Below are 16517 nucleotides of genomic sequence, written 5' to 3' on the forward strand. Positions count from 1 at the left end.
ACCCAAGGAGTCCAGCGATGACCGCTCCGACGACCCGGCACAGTGCTGTGCTCGCCGACAACCTGCACCGTGGCTGGTTGCTCGACCGGCTCGCGCTCTACCTCAACCGCCCGGCCGACAGCATCGACCCGACGGTGCCGCTGGCCGAGTTCGGCATGGACTCGGTGGCCGCGCTGAGCCTGTGCGGTGACCTGGAGGACCAGTTCGGGCTGTACGTGGAGCCCACCCTGCTGTGGGACCACCCGACGGTCGAGAGCCTCGTCGGGTACATGGCAGTGGAGATCCCACGGGTCGCGGAGGGCAACCGCTGATGGACTCCATCGCCATCGTCGGGCTCGACTGCGCGTTCCCCGGAGCGCCGGGCAGCGACGCGTACTGGGACCTGCTGATGCGCGGCGGCGACGCCGTCGGCGACATTCCGGAGCAGCGCTGGAACCCCCGCGACTACGCCTCGCAGGAGCCCGGCGCCGTGCACTCGGAGATGACGCGCGGCGGCTTCATCGACGACGCGGACGCCTTCGACAACGACTTCTTCTCGGTGGCGCCGCGCGAGGCCGCCGCGATGGACCCGCAGCACCGGCTGCTGCTGCAGTGCGCCTGGCGCGCCCTGGAGGACTCCGGGCGGGCCCCGGGCGCGCTGGCCGGCACGGACGCCGGTGTCTTCGTCGGGGTGATGGGCGGCGAGTGGGGCCGGCTGCGGATGGGCGACCACACGGAGATCACCCCGCAGCTGGGCGCGGGCAGCAGCGCGGGGATGACCGCCAACCGGATCTCGTACCACCTGAACCTCACCGGGCCGAGCCTCGCCGTCGACACCGCCTGTTCCTCGTCGCTGGTCGCCGTGCACCTGGCCGCCAACGCGCTGCTGTCCGGCGAGTGCGACACGGCGCTGGCCGGCGGGGTGAACCTGGTGCTGTCCCCGGCGCTCGGCATCGTCTACACCCAGTTGGGGCTGGCCTCCTCGGACGGCCGCTGCCGTCCGTTCAGCGCGGACGCCGACGGCATCGCGCGCAGTGACGGCGTCGGCCTGGTCGTGCTGCGCAGGACCGTGGACGCGCTCGCCGACGGGCAGCGGATCTACGCGGTGATCCGCGGCACCGCGGTGAACCAGGACGGCCGCAGCAACGGTGTCACCGCCCCCAACCGCTGGTCGCAGCAGAAGGTCGTCGAGGCCGCGTACCGGCGGGCCGGCGTCACTCCGGAGCAGGTCTCGTTCATCGAGGCGCACGGCACCGGCACGGTGCTGGGCGACGCCATCGAATGCGCGGCGCTGGGCACGGTGCACGGTGTGGAGCGCGCCGAACCGTGCGCCATCGGCTCCGTGAAGGGCAACCTCGGGCACACCGAGGGCGCGGCGGGCATCGCGGGGCTGATCAAGGCGGCGCTGGCGCTGCACCACCGGATCGTCCCGGCCAGCCGGTTCGCGGACCGCGAGAACCCGCAGCTGCGGCTCGCGGAGCGCGGGCTGCGGCTGCTGAAGTCGCCGCTGCGGCTGCCGCCCGGCGAGGCCGTGGCCGGGGTGAGCAGCTTCGGCATGGGCGGTACCAACGCGCACGCGGTGCTCGCCACCGCGCCCAGGACCAGGAACAAGGCCGTCGGGTCCGGCGTCCGGCGGGACACGGCCGCCGGCGCGGCGGGCGTCTTCACCCTCACCGGCGACACCCCGGAAGCGCTGCGCCGCAATCTCGCGGACCAGGCGGAGGCCGTCGCGAAGCGGCCGCGCGGCGAGGCGGCGGCGCTGTGCTGGAGCAGCAACCGGATCAAGACCGGGCTGCCGTTCCGCTTCGCCCTCACCGCCCGCGACACCGCGGAACTCGCCGCGGGGCTGCGGCAGGCCGCCGGGCAGGACCTGCCGGGCGGGGTCGCGCACCGGCCGTGGAGCCGGCCCGTGGTGGCGTTCCTCTTCACCGGCCAGGGCAGCCAGTTCCCGGCGATGACCGCAGGGCTCCACCGTGACTCCGCCGTGTACCGGCACTTTCTCGACGAGGCCGACGCGGCCCTCGCCCCGCACACCGGGGGCTCCGTCCGCGATCTGATCCTGGGTGGTGAGCAGCGCATTCACGAGACAGGCACCGCGCAGCCCGCCCTGTTCGCGGTCGGCTACGCCCTGGCCCGTACCCTCACCGAACTCGGCGTCCAGCCTGCCGCCGTGCTCGGCCACAGCATCGGCGAGTACCCGGCGGCGGTGCTCGCCGGAGTGCTGAGCCTGGACGAGGCGGCCCGGCTGGTGGCCGTCCGCGGCGCGCTCATGCAGGAACTCCCCGCGGGCGGCGGCATGCTGGCGGTCAACGCGAGCCCCGCCGATCTGCGGAGCCTGCTCGACGACGAGCCGCAGGTGGGCCTCGGCGCGGTCAACGGGCCCGCCGACGTGGTGCTGTCCGGCGCCGTGAAGGCGCTGGAGCGGATCGCGGAGATCCTGCGCTCGCGGGGGGTGCGGACCAGGGCCGTACCGGTCTCGCACGCCTTCCACTCACCGCTGATGGCCCCGGCGCTGTCCCGGTTCGCGGAGACGGCCGGCACCGTCGCCGCCGCGCCGCCACAGGTGCCGCTGGCCTCCACCCGCTACGGGCGGATGCTGCGCGACGAGCCGATGGACGGCGCGTACTGGACCGGCCAGGCAGCCGAGCCGGTGCTCTTCTCGTCCGCGCTGGGCGCGCTCAACGAGGCGCTGGCACCCACCCATCTGATCGAGATCGGCCCCAAGCCGCAGCTGCTGCCGCTGGCGGGACGGGCCGGGCTGCGCGGGGACATCGAGTTCCTGCACCCGGCGCCGGGTGCCGAGGCGTCCGGCCGGGACCTGGCCGAACTGGTCGCCGCGCTCTACCGGGCCGGACTCGACCCGGAGTGGGACGCGCTCTACGCACCGCGGCAGCGCACGGCCGAACGGCTGCGGCCGTATGTGTTCTCGGACCGGCACCGCTTCTGGAACCGGCCGGCCGAGCCGTCGGAGCAGACCGCCAGGAGCCCGAAGGCCGCCGTACGCCCGGTGGAGCCGGTGCTCGCGCTGGGCCCCCCGGCCGCGCTCCCGGCCGAGTTCGCCGAGCCGGCGGACGCTCCACCCGCCCGGCTGGACGCGCTGTCGCAGGAGCGGGACCCGGTGCTGGCCGCCGTCGTCGAGGCCGTCGCGGAGGTCGGCGGCTATCCGCTGGAGCAGGTGGTGGCCTCGGCGCGCTTCTACGAGGACCTGGGATTCGACTCGGTGATGATCATGCAGCTCAAGGACCGGATCGAGGCACGGCTGTCGAGCGCCGGCGAGATCTCCGTACAGCAACTCCTGCCCGCGCTGCGGTCCGTCGGCTCGCTGGCTGAGTTCCTGACCGAGTGCGTCAGCGTGCGTACGCCATGACCGGGACGACGGCGTACCTCGCCTCCACCGGTACAGCGCTGCCCGGAGCGCCGGTGGACAACAGCACCCTGGGGAAGCTGCTCAGCGTGAGCGAGGAGTGGATCGACATCTTCGTCGGCACCAGGACCCGGCACTTCGCCTGGGACCTGGCCACCGGCGAGGTCCACCAGAGCCTCACCGACCTCTGCGCGGAAGCCGGGGACCTGGCCATCGCCGGCGCCGGACTCGACGCCTCCGACATCGAGTTCCTCGTCCTCGCCACCGCGACCCCCGACACCCTGCTGCCGACCACCGCCGCCCGGGTCGCCGACCGGCTCGGGCTCAACTACCTGCCCGCGTATCAGCTCCAGGCCGGCTGCTCCGGCGCGGTGCAGGCCATCGACCTGGGACGTTCGCTGATCGCCGGCGGCTGCGGAGCGGGGCTGGTGATCGGCGGGGACGTGACCAATCGCCATCTCGACCTGCGCCGCGACCTGAGCCGGATGCCCACCGAGGAGCTGGTGAACTACGTGCTGTTCGGGGACGGCGCGGGCGCCGCCGTCCTCACCGCGGAGCCGGCCGGGGAACGGGTCGCGCTGCGCGGGGTGCTCAACCGCTTCGCCGGGCTCGGCCGGCCGCCCGGCCAGATCATCGACTGGTACGGGATCACCGACCGGCACACCGAACGCCAGATGATCTCCGAGGACTACAAGGAGATCGAGGAGAGCGTCCCGGTCATGGCCGTGGAGATCCTCTGGGACCTCCTGGGCCTGCTGGACTGGGGCATCGACGACCTCGACTTCCTGCTGCCGCCGCAGCTCTCCACCCGGATGACCCAGCGCATCGTCGAGCACCTGGCGGTGCCGGGGGCCCACGAGATCAGCTGTGTCTCCGACACCGGCAACACCGGCAACGCCCTGCCCTTCCAGCAGATCGACCGACTGCTGCCGGAACTGCGGGTCGGCCAGCGGGCGCTCGCCATCGCGGTGGAGTCCAGCAAGTGGATCAAGACCGGGCTCGCTCTGGAGAAGGTCTGAGAAGGTCTGAGAAGGACGGATTGCGTTACATGACAACAGGACTGGAACGGCTGCGCGAGCTCAAGGCACTCGGGCGGCTCGAGGCGGAGTACGACCGGGTCGCCCCGCTGCTCGCGGAGCTCACCGACGACCCCGGCACGTCCGCGGCCGCCGATCTGCCGCGCGCCGGCCGGCTGCTCGCCGGCCTCGACCGCGCCGCCGTTTTGGCCGCCCATCCGGGCACCCCTGTCGTCACCGTCGCCGTCACCGGCCAGTCCACCGTGGCCCAGCTCGTCGACCCGCTCACCGCGGAACTGGCCCGGCACGGGCTGCTGCTGCACCCCGTGCTCGGCGACCACGGCGCCTACCTGCACGATCTGACCTCCGAGCAGGGGCTCTTCCACGGTCTGGGAGCCGACCTCTCGCTGTGCCTGCTCGACGCCGAGACCGTCTTCTCCGAGGTGCCGCTGCCCTGGGACGTCGCCGCGCTGTCCCGCGCCGCCGACGGCGTACTGGAGCGGCTCACCGGCCTGGCCGCCGAGCACGCCCGGCTCGCCGGGACGGCGGACGGAACCGGCGGCACGCTGGTGCTCAACACCCTGCCGCTGCTGCGCCGCCACACCCACCAGCTCGTCGACCACCGCTCGCGGGCCCGACTCGGCGCGGTGTGGCGGGAGTTCAACGCGGCGCTGCTCCGGCTGACCGAACGCTTCCCGGGCCTGGCCGTCATCGACCTCGATCCGCTGATCGCCGACACCGGCCCCGTCTCGGATCCCCGGCTGGCCGGCTACGCCAAAGCCCAGTACACCGCGGCGCTGCTCGCCGCCTACGCCCGGGAGGCCGCGCATCTCGCCAGGTCGCTGCGCGGGATGACGAAGAAGTGCCTGGTCCTCGACCTGGACGACACGCTCTGGGACGGCATCCTGGGCGACGCGGGGGCGGACGGGATCGCGGCGGCGGGGACGCTGCGCGGCGAGGCCTTCGGGGCGTTCCAGCGGACCGTCAAGCAGCTCGGCTCGCAGGGCGTGCTGCTCGCCGTGAGCAGCAAGAACGATGCGGAGCCGGTGCTCGCCGTGCTCCGCGACCACCCCGACATGGTGCTGCGTGAGACGGACTTCGTGCAGGTCAACGCCAACTGGCGGCCCAAGGACGGCAATGTCGCCGATATCGCCGACCGCCTCGGCATCGGCCTCGACTCCCTCGTCCTCGCCGACGACTCCCCGGCCGAACGCGCCCAGGTGCGGCACGGCGCCCCGCAGGTCGCCGTCGTCCCGCTCGACGACGAACCCGCGCTGCATGTGACGCGGCTGCTGGCGGACGGCTGGTTCGACACGCCCCGGCTGACGGACGAGGACCGGGCCAGGACCGGGCAGTACCGGGTGGAGCGCGAACGCCGGGAGCTGCGCGAGGGCAGCGGCTCGCACGCGGACTTCCTGCGCGAGCTCAAGGTGGGGGTGGAGCTGAGCGCGCCCCTGGGGCACGAGTTCGCCCGGCTCGCCCAGCTCACGCAGCGCACCAACCAGTTCAACCTCACCGGACTGCGGCTGGCGCAGCCGGACCTGGAGGCACGGGCCGCCGATCCGCGGCAGCTGGTGCTCGTCGCGCGCGCGACCGACCGGTTCGGCGACAACGGGCTCGTCGGGGCGGTGCTCGGCCATCGCGCGGCCGACGGACTTCATCTGGACAACATCTGGTTGAGCTGCCGAGTTCTGGCAAGGGGCATCGAGCAGGGCTGCGTTGCCGTCCTGCTGGAGCGGGCGCGGGACGCCGGGCTCGCCGCGGTGCACGCGCGGTACCGGCCGACCGCGAAGAACCACCGGGTGCGGGACTTCTATCCCTCGCTCGGCTTCGAGGAGGTGGGGGAGGACGGCGACGGTGCCGGCGTACTGCTGCGCCATGACCTGCGAACGGTTCTGCCGGTGCCGGAACACCTCACCCTCGACGCCCGGATCGAACGGCTCGACGCGGGCGACCCGAACGACGGACATGACCCGAACGACGGGCAGGACCGGAACGACGGACCGGAAGGGGACCGCCGATGAGCGGCATCGACGAACTGGGCGGCTTTCTGCGGCTGCTGCGCACCGAACTGGGCCTGCAACTGTCCGACCGGGACGCGTACACCGACCTCGCGGACGTCGAGGGCTGGGACTCGCTGCACCTGCTCCGGCTGGTGTCACTGCTGGAGGACGAGACCGGGCGCCGGATCCCGGTCCGGCAGGTCCTGGAGGCCCGCACCTTCCAGCAGATCCACTCCCTGGTCGCCGGCGGCGCGAGAGCCGCCGCACCGTGAGACCCGCGCCACCGCGCACCTGGAACACCCAATGCTGTTGATCCACCGTCTGGAGGAGCAAGGATGACCGTCCCCGGGAACTCCACTCTCGGCCCACCCCTCGGCGAGCCGGTCGAGGTGGGCGCGAGGGTTGCCGCCTGGGACAGGGTCCGCGCCGACCTGACGGCCTACGGAACCGCGCTGATCTACGCCCAGCTGGCCGATCTGCAGCCGGACCTGCCCGAGGGCGAGGAACTGCGCGCGCTGCTCGGCCGGGACTGGTCCCGCTATCTCGACCTCGCCCACCCCGCCGTCCGCAGCCGCTACGCCGCTTCGCGGATCCTGCTGAAGTTCGCCGCCGGCGCGGTGCTCAACGGCGACCCCGACGACCTGGAGCTGGCCTACGGGCCGACCGGGCGGCCGTATCTGCGCGGCTGCGACCAGATCGACATCAGCCTCAGCCACACCGAGGACCTGCTGCTGGTCGGCCTCACCACCCGCGGTCTGATCGGCGTGGACGCCGAACGGACCGACCGGCAGATGTACGGCAGCGGCCTGGGCCGCCATGTGTGCACGCCGTACGAACTGGTCACCCTCGCCTCGCTGGAACAGGAGCAGCGCAACCCCAGCCTGGTGCGGCTGTGGACCCTCAAGGAGGCGTACAGCAAGGCCATCGGGCAGGGCATGCAGTTCCGGTTCAGCGAGTTCGGGTTCGGCCCGGACGGCAAGCCGGTACGCGTGCAGCGCCCGGACGGCACGGCCGGGACCGGGTCCGAGTGGGCGTTCCGTACCTTCGTGCTCGACACCGGCTACTGCGTGAGCGCGGCGGTGTACGACGCGGGCTTCGGCGCGGTGCTGGACACCGACATCACGACCATGCTCGACCAGGACGCCGCGGAGGCGATCACCGCCGCGCTCAATGAGCAGGAGTGACGTTTCTCCGGGTCGCTGTCCCCGGGGTCGTCACTCCTTGAGGCCGAACTGGTCCAGCATCCCGGACAGCGCGACGTTGAACCCCGCCTGGAACCGGCTGGTGGCCTCGAGCTGTTCGGTGATCTCCGATATGTGGCGGCGGCAGGTGCGTACCGACATGCCGAGCCGGCGGGCCACCATCTCGTCCTTGTACCCCTTGGCCATCAGCCGGATGATCGACGCGCGGAGATCGTCGGTCCCCGAAGACGTCGACTGGCTGTCGGGGTTGAACGGGGTGGCGCCGTCCCACAGGTGCTCGAAGACCGCGCAGAGGAAGGCGACCAGCGTCGGTTCGCGGACGATCGCCGCGCCGGGGGTCTTCGAGGCCGACTTGCGCTCCGGCAGGAAGACGGTCTCCCGATCGTAAATGATCATGCGGTCGATGAGTTCGTCCGCGGTGCGGACCTCGGCGCCCTCGGCGGAGATGTCCCGGACATACGCTCTGGTGGCGAGGTCGCTGCGGGCCGTGTGCTGGTAGATGGTGCGGATCCGCACCCCCCGGTCCAGTGTGTTCAGCGCGCGCTGGCGGGCCGACGCCAGCGACGGTGACGAGCGGGCGCCGCCGGGCTGCACCGTGAGCAGCTCCTTGCGGCACTGCTGCGTCAGGTGGTTGATCATCGACTGGATGGTGTCCTTGTCGCTGATGACATCGAAGGCCTCCAGCCGGTTGCGCATCCGGCGTCCCTCGAAGTACCGCGGCATCAGCGAGAGCAGCTTTGACCGCACATCGGTGACGGCCTGCTGCAGATCCCGGATCTGATGCTCGGCGGATCCCACCAGATCCGCGGCCGCGACGTCAGGTCCCACCGGAACCAGCACGTCGGGATCACCCGGCATCGGCTGCAGAAGATGCAGAAGTCGCAGGACGTGTTCCACCCGGTCGACCTCGGGCGTGGTGAGCGAAAGCCGCTCCGCGATGTCCGCCCGGTCGAACCGTCCGAACTCGACGGCGGCCCCGTAGGCGGCAGCGCTCAAGTCGTCCAACTCGGCGAACTCCGAACTGGAATTGCCGCTTCCGGCCATCCGTGGCGCTCCCCCGTGAGCTGTGAAGTTGCTGCCATGCAAGCTTAGGCCATCGGGTTGGCCTTGGAGCGGGGATTCGAACCTGGGCATTGTGTGCGGGTCGGACAGTGGCTCTAGTGAGCCTCAAGTGACGGCAGCACAGCAGTGAAGTCCGTTAGACCGATCCTTTTGGGGGAAACATGAGGGTTTCGGCGAATATGAAGAGTGTGACCGTACGGGCGGTACTCGTCGCAAGTGCGGTCGCGGCGCTGGCGGTCGGGTACTCCCCGGCGCAGGCGCAGACCTTGGAACGTCAGGCGGGGGATGCCATCAGCACTCCCGTGGCTTACAACACGGGGCACGTACACGCTGATGACGACGAATGGGACTGACCATCCCGGGGGACTGACCATCCCGGGGGACTGACCATCCCCGGTCGTTCGGCCTGATTCACGCAGCGCTCCCTACCAGGATCTGGTAGGGAGCGTTCTGCTGTGCCCCCACCGTCGCGGGAACCGTGGCCGGAACCGCGATCGCACTGACCAGTACGCCACCGCCCGCCGACCAGCGGCCGCTGAAACCCGTGGGGTCCCCCTCTTTCAGGGCGGACGCCGGCAACAGCAGCCGGGCGCGGAAGGTACGCGCCACTGGGTTGACGGTGATGAGCGCGTCCTCGAAGTCCAGCTCCCGGCCGGTGAGCGGGAACCAGGCCTTGTAGACCGACTCCTTCATGCTGAAAAGCAGCCGGTCCCAGCACACCTCGGGGGCCGTCCGCATCAACTGACGCACCCAACCCCGCTCCTGGGGGAGCGCGATGGACTCCAGGATGCCCTCCGGGAGGGTGTCGTTGGGCTCGGCGTCGATCCCGATCGCCGCGATGTCACTGGTGCGAGCCACGGCCGCCGCACGGTAGCCGTTGCAGTGCGTCATGCTGCCGACCACGTCCGGCGCCCACTGCGGCGCGCCACGGGTGCCGGGGAGTATCGGCATCGCCGGCAGGCCGAGCCCGGCCAGGGCGCGGCGGGCGCACCAGCGCGCCGTGGTGAACTCCAGTCGCCGCTTCTCCACCGCGTTGCGGATCTGCTCCGCCTCCTCCGGGAACAGGGTCGCCTCGGGCGGATCCATCGTCGCGTCCACGGCGACGACCTCGGTGGGAAGCAGCTGCGCGATCATGGGAGCCCCGTTTCGTCCGACGCCTCGTCGGCGTCTGCTGCGTGCTCGCTCCGGTGTGTGGCGAGCGATTTCCACGCTGCCGTTCCGGGGGGTCACGGGACAACGAACGATGCTCCGGCGGTGCTGACAGGGCAGGTCACGGACCCGATTCATGGTCGGCAGCTGCTATCCGGGAGCGGGCGTGCGGACGGCCTGCCGGTCGGCAGGCACGGGCGCGCGCCGGCTTGCCATGCGGTTGCTACACGCCATGGCAAGGCGGCCCGTGGGGCCGGGGGCAGGGGGTGCCTGCCCGGACTTAGGGGTTCTTCCCCACTCTTCGCCGTTCTACCCTCATCGGATGTCTCAAGGGAAGTTGCTGGGCATCAGTGACCTGCATGTCGCGCATCCGGAGAACCGGAAGATCCTCGAGGAGCTGCGCCCGGACAACCCGTCGGACTGGCTGATCGTCGCGGGCGACGTGGGCGAGATGCTCGAGGACATCGAGTGGGCGCTGGAACTGCTGAGCCTGCGCTACGCCCATGTCGTGTGGGCGCCGGGCAACCATGACCTGTGGACCCCGCACGGCGATTCCGTGCAGCTGCGCGGCGAGGCCCGCTACCGGCATCTGGTGGAGGTCTGCCGCTCACTGGGCGTGCACAGCCCGGAGGACCCGTATCCGGTGTGGAGCGGCCCCGGTGGCCCGGTCGTCGTCGCGCCGCTGTTCCTGCTGTACGACTACACCTTCCGCACGCCCACCGCGGGCACGAAGGAGGAGTCGCTCGCGCAGGCCTACGAGGCCGGCATCGTCTGCACCGACGAGTTCCTGCTGCACCCCGATCCCTACCCGTCGCGGGACGCGTGGTGCCGGGCCCGGCTGGCGGAGACCGCGCAGCGGCTGGAAGCCTGCGATCCCGAACTGCGGACCGTCCTCGTCAACCACTTCCCCCTGGTGCGGGACCCGACGAATATCCTGCGTTATCCCGAATTCGCCCAATGGTGCGGAACGGAGCTGACCGCGGACTGGCACACCCGATTCCGGGCCGCCGCCGTCGTCTACGGGCACCTGCACATTCCGCGCACCACCTGGTACGACGGCGTTCGGTTCGAAGAGGTGTCGGTCGGCTACCCCCGTGAGTGGCGCACTCCAGGACACCCCAGGAACGTACCGCGGCAGATCCTTCCGGAACCCGCCACGGCCCTCTGACCTGCCCCGCCCGACAGCACCCCGGGCGGGCACTCGCGCGCCGCTGGAGTACTTACTGCAGGGCAACTTCCGGCCACCGTGGGGCGCGAGTTCCCTGCCTACACTGGATTCCTGATTCAACGGGGAGAATCCTCCGTTTCAATTCGCCAGTGCCAATGCGCTTCCCCTGGGGAAAATGGCCGGTTATTCCGGCCGGTGGGAGCGAGGACCGCACTGGATTACGGGGACAGTGGGGCGAAGATGGTGCTGATCGACCGTGAGGCGGAACTGGCGCTACTGGATACGGCCTTGGCCGGATGTATGGCAGGACATGCCCGGATCGTGCTGGTGGAAGGCGCGGTCGGCTGCGGGAAGAGCGAACTCGCCGACACCGTCGCCGAGTCGGCCGAGAAGGCCGGTGCCGTCGTGCTGCGCGCGATGGGATCCGCGGCGGAACGGGCCCTGCCACTGGCTGTACTGGGGCAGCTCGTCAACAGCGCGCCGCCCGGGACACTGCCGGAACCGGCGCAGAACCAGGGCCCGTCGAGGATCGAGGCCATGCAGGCGTTCAGCGACGCCGTCCATGACCTCAGTACGCGGACGCCGGTGGTGATCTGCGTCGACGACCTGCATCTGGTGGACGACCTGTCCTGCCGTTATCTGCTGCAGCTGGCCCGCAGGGCCCGCAACGCCAGGATCCTGCTGGTGCTGACCGAACCGGTGCACGAGCGCAGCGACGACCCGGTGTTCGGCACGGAGCTGCTGCGGCAGCCCAACTTCACCCGGGTCCGTCTGGAGCGGCTCGGCCGGTACGCCGTCGCCGAGGTGCTCGCCCAGGGACTCGACGGGCAGCCGGACACGGCGGGGGACGAGCGGCTCGCCGACCACGCCGGCCACTTCTGGACCGTCAGCGGCGGCAACCCGCTGCTGCTGCGCGCGCTTGTCGAGGAGTACCGGGTCGCCCGGCGCAACTCCCCGGCGGGCGCGATCCCGGAGCCGGAAGCGGGCGGCGCGTTCACCCAGGCGGTACTGGCGTGCCTGTACCGCTGCGGGCCGCGGACCACCCAGCTGGCCGAGGCGCTGGCCGTCCTGGGCAGGACCGGCACCGCGGAACTGGCCGCGCAACTGCTGGGCATCACCCCTCCCGCGGCGGTCCAGGGGGTCGCCGCGCTGAACGCCGCCGGGATCCTGGAGAGCTTCCGCTTCCGGCACCCCGCGGTGCGCCGCTCGCTCCTCGACCGGATGGATCCGGCCGCCCGCACCGGACTGCACCGGCGGGCCGCCCGGCTCGCGCACCAGTACGGCATGCCCGCGTCGGCCGTCGCCGGCCAGCTGCTCGCCGCCCAGCACGCGGACGAGGACTGGGCCGTGCCGGTCCTGCGGGCGGCGGCCGAGCAGCTGCTCGCCGACGGCAAGGCCGTACCGGCCGCCGCCTGCCTGGAGCTGGCGTACCAGGGGTGCACCGACGACGAGCAGCGCGCGGAGTTCCGCACCCGGCTGGCCGCCGTGACCTGGCGGACCAACCCGGGCGCCGCGGAACGGCACCTCGCCGAACCGCTGGACGCGCTGCGCGCCGACCGGCCCGCCCCCGCCCGGATGGGCCCGCTCGCCCGGCTGCTGGCCGCCCAAGGGCGGATCGACGAGGCCGGCGACGTACTCGCCCGGCTCGCGACCGCGACCGGTGACACGGGCCGCCGGCCCGACCCGCAGCACGGCACGGCACCGGTCTCGTCGCTGGGCTCGGCGCTCGGCAGCAGACCCGGCGGCCAGCTGCCGGGGCACCGGGACGATCCGCTGGACGGGCTGTCCGCCTTCCCGCGCTGGTCCGGCGGGCGGACCCGCGCCGCGGGCTCGCCGCCACCGTCCACCGCCGCGCACTCCAGCGTCAACGCCGCCACGGTGGCCGTCGCGCCGGCCGCCCTGTGGGCGATCCCGGACGGCGTGCAGGACGGCACGGCCGCCGAGGACGCCGAACTGTTCCTGCGCGGCACGACCCTCGCGGCCGCCACCGTGGAGCCGATCGTGCAGGCCCTGCGGGTCCTGCTGCACCTGGGCGGCGCGCAGCGGGCCGTGCACTGGAGCCAGGTCATCGGCGAGGAGGCCGCCCGCCGCGAAGCCCCGGGCTGGCAGGCGCTGTTCACCTCGCTGTGGGCCGAGGCCCTGCTGCGCCAGGGGGATCTGCAGGGCGCCGAGGAGCGGGCCGCGCATGCCCTCAAGCTGGTGCCGGAACGCGGCGGCAGCGTCTTCCTGTGCGGGGTGGCGGCGACACTGGTCCGCGCCCGTACCGCGATGGGCCACTACGACGCGGCCGCACGGGTGCTCAGCCAGCCGGTCCCCGAGGGCCTGGCCGGCAGCTTCCACGGGCTCGGCTATCTGCGCGCCCGCGGTCAGTACCACCTGGCGACCAGCCGCTACCACGCCGCGCTCGGCGACTTCCTGGACATCGGCCGGCGCACCAAGCGCTGGGGGCTGGACCGGCCGCTGCTGCTGCCGTGGCGCACCGACGCCGCCGAGGCGCTGCTGCAGCTCGGCGAGGCGCACCAGGCGGAGCGCTTCGTGACCGACCAGCTCGCCACCCGCGACGCCGCCAACCCATGGGTGTCCGGTATCTCGCTGCGGCTGCGCGCCGCGACGCGTGAGCCCAGGGAGCGGCAGATCCTGCTCGCCAAGTCCGTCGACGAGCTGCGCCGCTCGGGCGACCGCTACGAGCTGGCCCGGTCCATGGCCGAACTCGGCCAGGTGCTCAAGGAACTGGGCGAGCCCACCCGCGCCAACATGGTCAACCGGCGGGCCTGGCACCTGGCGCAGGAGTGCGGGGCCGAGGCGCTGCGCGAGAAGACCCTCCCAGGGCACAGCGCCGCGGGCGGGGTGCCGGAGGATCCGGCGCCGGTGGCGGCCTACGCGGACCTGGAGGCCAAGCTCAGCGACTCCGAGAAGCGGGTGGCGATGCTCGCGGTGCACGGGCACACCAACCGGGAGATCGCGATGAAGCTCTACATCACCGTCAGCACCGTCGAGCAGCACCTGACGCGGGTCTACCGCAAGCTCAGCATCAGCAGCCGGCAGGAGCTGCCGGTGGACCTTCAGCTCAGCGTCACCGAAATGGCGTGACCGCTGAACTCACGTGCGTCGCACACTTGTTGGAAGTCCACAAACCGCAGAAAAACCCGTACCCAGGGAGAGGACGAGCAGTTGAGCACACCGTTCGAGGACCCGGACGCCACCTATCTGGCACTGGTCAACGACGAGGGCCAGTACTCCGTGTGGCCCGCCGCCAACGACGTGCCCGCCGGCTGGCGGATCGTCCTGGAGAAGAGCGGCCGGCAGGCCTGCCTGGACCACATCGAGGCGCACTGGACGGACATGCGGCCGGTGAGCCTACGCGCCGCCATGAGCGGGCAGCCGGGCGAGTGACGCGCGGGCGTACACCACCTGGTAGCCCGGCAGGATGAACAGCGACTCACGGAACGACGTCGTCGACTCGGGCATCAACTCCGGTACGGAGTCGGGCTGTTCGTACATGAGTGCCCGCTCCAGCCGGAAGAAGTACAGATTGTGGGCGTCCACCCGGCGCTGGTAGGACCACCAGTCGCGGCACTCCTCGGGGCTGCCGCGCTCCCGCAGGTACGCGGCGACCAGCCGCTCCTCCAGGCAGTGCGCGAGCCGTTCCGACGCGAACTGCGACCGGACCGAGCGCCCCGGGCGGGCCCGTTCGTACAGGCAGTGGCCCAGCTCGTGGGCGATGCCGGCCAGGGCGTCGATCGTGGGGGCGTCCTGGCCCAGCACGATCGCCCGGCCGTTGTCGTCGTCCACCGTGCGGAACGGGGTGCCGGTCTCCTGGAGCGAGGACTCGGCCAGGATCCGAGTCACCTCCGGGCGCCGGTGCCGCAGCTCCGGCAGCCCGGCCAGGATCTCGGCGGCGGGCGCGTGGGTGGGGTGACGCAGGATGACGCTGTCGGCCGGGATGGGCAGCGGCAGTTCGGCGAGGAACGTCAGCATCGAGCGGCGCAGCGGCAGGACGTCCGCGTACTCGGGGCGCGCCATCACCTGCCGGACCTGCCGGTGGGTGCTGTCGATCAGCCGCCGCAGCCAAGGGGTTCCGCGGAGTCCGGCCAGGGCCGCCCGGCGGCCGCGCAGCACGCTCTCGATCAGCTCGCCGCGCCCCAGGACCGCCTCCTTCTGCAGCAGGCGGCGCTGGTCCCGGTACGCGGCCACGGCGGTGGCGTCGCCCGGGAAGACGGCATCGGCGGGTACGCGTGCGCCGGGTGCGTCAACCGCGGTGTTCCGGGGGCTCATTCACCAGGTGGCCGGCTCGGCCGGCTCGGAGCGGAACGGCGTCAGCAGGGCCAGGACGGCGCGGTCGACACGGTGCGGAACGGCGGCCGGGAGGTAGAGCGGGCTCGCGAAGGGGACGTTGGCGAGCAGTTCGCACAGCGAGCCGACCCGGCCCCATGCCACGGCGGAGGTGCCGTCCGCGGCCGGGCCCGCCTCGACCAGGCAGGCGGGGTGCTCGGCGGCGTAGGACCGCAGCAGCAGCCGCTGGAGCAGTTCCGCCTGGTCCGCGCCGTCGACGTGGTAGACGAAGGTGTTGAACGCGGGGTTCGGCAGCTGCTGGAAGAGCAGCAGGCGATGGGCGTCGACGACCAGGGTGCCGCGTTCCAGCGGGTCGATCCCCAGGTTGTTGACGGTGGTGGTGAAGTGCGAGACGCCCGGCTCGACATGCAGGGTCAGCTCACCCGCGTCGGCCAGTCGCTGGAGCTGCTGGACGACCGTGACGCCGAGCCGTGGATCGCCGGGCAGCAGGACGGCGATATCGCCGTCGGATCGTGCCCGGTCCAGGATGCGGCCGAGCAGCCGGCCGAAGTCGTCGTGGTCGCGTACACCGGCCAGGTACAGCGCGTGCAGCGATTCGGTGGGCCGGTCGGTCAGTTCGCGGACGTCGACGGCCGGGTCGACCAGGTGGAGCACCGCTTCGGCTTCCCGCAACTGGCGCAGTCCGGCGAGGGTGAGCTGCTCGATCCCCTGGACGCCGAGCCCGACGACCCTGATGCGATTCATCGCGGTTCCTTCCCGGTGGCGGTGCCGCGCTACGGCGGGGTGGTGCGGGTGCGGGTGCGGGTGCGCGGGGCGGTGCTTGTGCGCGGGGTGGTGCGTGCGCGCGGGGCGGTGCGGTCGTCAGGACCGCACCGCCCCGGCGGTGTCACGCGTCGCCGTTGTCCGCGTCGATGTCCTCGAGGATCTGCGCGAGGTCGGCCGGGACGACGCTCTGCAGGCGCGGGGTGTTGGCGTTGTTGTTGCCGTTGTTGTTCGAGTCGTTGTTGTTCATGTTGCTGTTGTTGTTGTCCGCGAAGTTCGTGGTCGCGTTGTTGTTCACGTTCGCGTTGTTGTTGGAGCTGTTGTTGCTGTTGTTCGAGTCGTTGTTGTTGTTCGACGAGTTGTTGGACACGAGTCCTCCTGCAGCAGTGCTGTGGGTCGGGCGTGGTGCCCGGTCTGCCCGCGTCGAGCAGCACCCCCATGAACCGACACCGCGCTAAAGCCGGGTATGCGCGGGGTTTGTGCCGGACCACGGCGCCATGACAAGCGCATAGCAACCCC

Annotated in this window: 15 protein-coding genes; 10 read left to right on the plus strand and 5 right to left on the minus strand. The window is 71.8% G+C overall.

From position 1 onward, the window contains the following. Positions 1 to 17: 17 nt before the first annotated feature. The 6 genes from G3I60_RS12005 (at position 18) to G3I60_RS12030 (ending at position 7546) form a co-directional block, all read left to right on the plus strand. Complete coding sequence (locus G3I60_RS12005; RefSeq protein WP_164607106.1) at positions 18 to 311, plus strand: acyl carrier protein; 294 nt, start codon at positions 18 to 20, stop codon at positions 309 to 311. Continuing rightward, positions 311 to 3346, plus strand: coding sequence for a type I polyketide synthase (locus G3I60_RS12010; RefSeq protein ID WP_164607108.1), 3036 nt, complete (start codon positions 311 to 313; stop codon positions 3344 to 3346). The genes G3I60_RS12005 and G3I60_RS12010 overlap by 1 nt, the downstream gene beginning before the upstream one ends. Further along, positions 3343 to 4362, plus strand: coding sequence for a 3-oxoacyl-ACP synthase III family protein (locus G3I60_RS12015; RefSeq protein ID WP_164607110.1), 1020 nt, complete (start codon positions 3343 to 3345; stop codon positions 4360 to 4362). The genes G3I60_RS12010 and G3I60_RS12015 overlap by 4 nt, the downstream gene beginning before the upstream one ends. 29 nt (positions 4363 to 4391) lie before the next feature. Further along, positions 4392 to 6383, plus strand: coding sequence for an HAD family hydrolase (locus G3I60_RS12020; protein ID WP_164293325.1), 1992 nt, complete (start codon positions 4392 to 4394; stop codon positions 6381 to 6383). Next, complete coding sequence (locus G3I60_RS12025; protein WP_164293326.1) at positions 6380 to 6634, plus strand: phosphopantetheine-binding protein; 255 nt, start codon at positions 6380 to 6382, stop codon at positions 6632 to 6634. The genes G3I60_RS12020 and G3I60_RS12025 overlap by 4 nt, the downstream gene beginning before the upstream one ends. Before the next feature lie 63 nt (positions 6635 to 6697). Continuing rightward, positions 6698 to 7546, plus strand: a complete 849-nt coding sequence (locus tag G3I60_RS12030; RefSeq protein WP_138350856.1) for a 4'-phosphopantetheinyl transferase superfamily protein — start codon at positions 6698 to 6700, stop codon at positions 7544 to 7546. 30 nt (positions 7547 to 7576) lie between these two features. On the opposite strand, the gene G3I60_RS12035 is transcribed toward G3I60_RS12030, so the two are convergent. After that, positions 7577 to 8608 (minus strand): LuxR C-terminal-related transcriptional regulator, encoded by a 1032-nt coding sequence (locus G3I60_RS12035; protein WP_138350855.1) that lies wholly within the window; start codon positions 8606 to 8608, stop codon positions 7577 to 7579. A 197-nt stretch (positions 8609 to 8805) separates the two neighbouring features. Between G3I60_RS12035 and G3I60_RS12040 the strand changes: the two genes are divergently transcribed. Beyond that, a complete protein-coding gene (locus G3I60_RS12040; RefSeq protein ID WP_164293327.1) occupies positions 8806 to 8979 on the plus strand; it encodes a hypothetical protein in 174 nt (57 codons plus the stop codon). Between the two features lie 58 nt (positions 8980 to 9037). Here the strand turns inward: G3I60_RS12040 and G3I60_RS12045 are convergent, their stop codons facing one another. Further along, positions 9038 to 9760, minus strand: coding sequence for a 4'-phosphopantetheinyl transferase (locus G3I60_RS12045; RefSeq protein ID WP_138350854.1), 723 nt, complete (start codon positions 9758 to 9760; stop codon positions 9038 to 9040). Between the two features lie 337 nt (positions 9761 to 10097). Between G3I60_RS12045 and G3I60_RS12050 the strand changes: the two genes are divergently transcribed. From G3I60_RS12050 to G3I60_RS12060, 3 genes are all read left to right on the plus strand, one after another. Further along, entirely contained in the window at positions 10098 to 10943 is an 846-nt protein-coding gene (locus G3I60_RS12050; protein WP_164293328.1) for a metallophosphoesterase, read from the plus strand. Positions 10944 to 11138: 195 nt separating this feature from the next. Then, the gene (locus G3I60_RS12055) at positions 11139 to 14033 is read left to right on the plus strand and encodes an AAA family ATPase (RefSeq protein WP_343241936.1); all 2895 of its coding nucleotides are present in this window, start codon (positions 11139 to 11141) and stop codon (positions 14031 to 14033) included. Positions 14034 to 14114: 81 nt separating this feature from the next. Beyond that, on the plus strand, positions 14115 to 14336 hold the full coding sequence (locus tag G3I60_RS12060; RefSeq protein WP_164293330.1) for an MbtH family protein: 222 nt from the start codon (positions 14115 to 14117) through the stop codon (positions 14334 to 14336). Here the strand turns inward: G3I60_RS12060 and G3I60_RS12065 are convergent. The 3 genes from G3I60_RS12065 to G3I60_RS12075 all read right to left on the minus strand — a co-directional run bounded on the left by G3I60_RS12065 (position 14301) and on the right by G3I60_RS12075 (position 16368). Beyond that, positions 14301 to 15218, minus strand: coding sequence for a hypothetical protein (locus G3I60_RS12065; RefSeq protein ID WP_164293331.1), 918 nt, complete (start codon positions 15216 to 15218; stop codon positions 14301 to 14303). The two genes, G3I60_RS12060 and G3I60_RS12065, sit on opposite strands and share 36 nt — an antisense overlap. Beyond that, positions 15219 to 15980 (minus strand): SAM-dependent methyltransferase, encoded by a 762-nt coding sequence (locus tag G3I60_RS12070; protein ID WP_164293332.1) that lies wholly within the window; start codon positions 15978 to 15980, stop codon positions 15219 to 15221. A 142-nt stretch (positions 15981 to 16122) separates the two neighbouring features. Further along, positions 16123 to 16368 (minus strand): hypothetical protein, encoded by a 246-nt coding sequence (locus tag G3I60_RS12075; RefSeq protein WP_164293333.1) that lies wholly within the window; start codon positions 16366 to 16368, stop codon positions 16123 to 16125. Positions 16369 to 16517: the final 149 nt, after the last annotated feature.

This window comes from Streptomyces sp. SID13666, assembly GCF_010548325.1.
Lineage (GTDB): Bacteria > Actinomycetota > Actinomycetes > Streptomycetales > Streptomycetaceae > Actinacidiphila > Actinacidiphila fildesensis.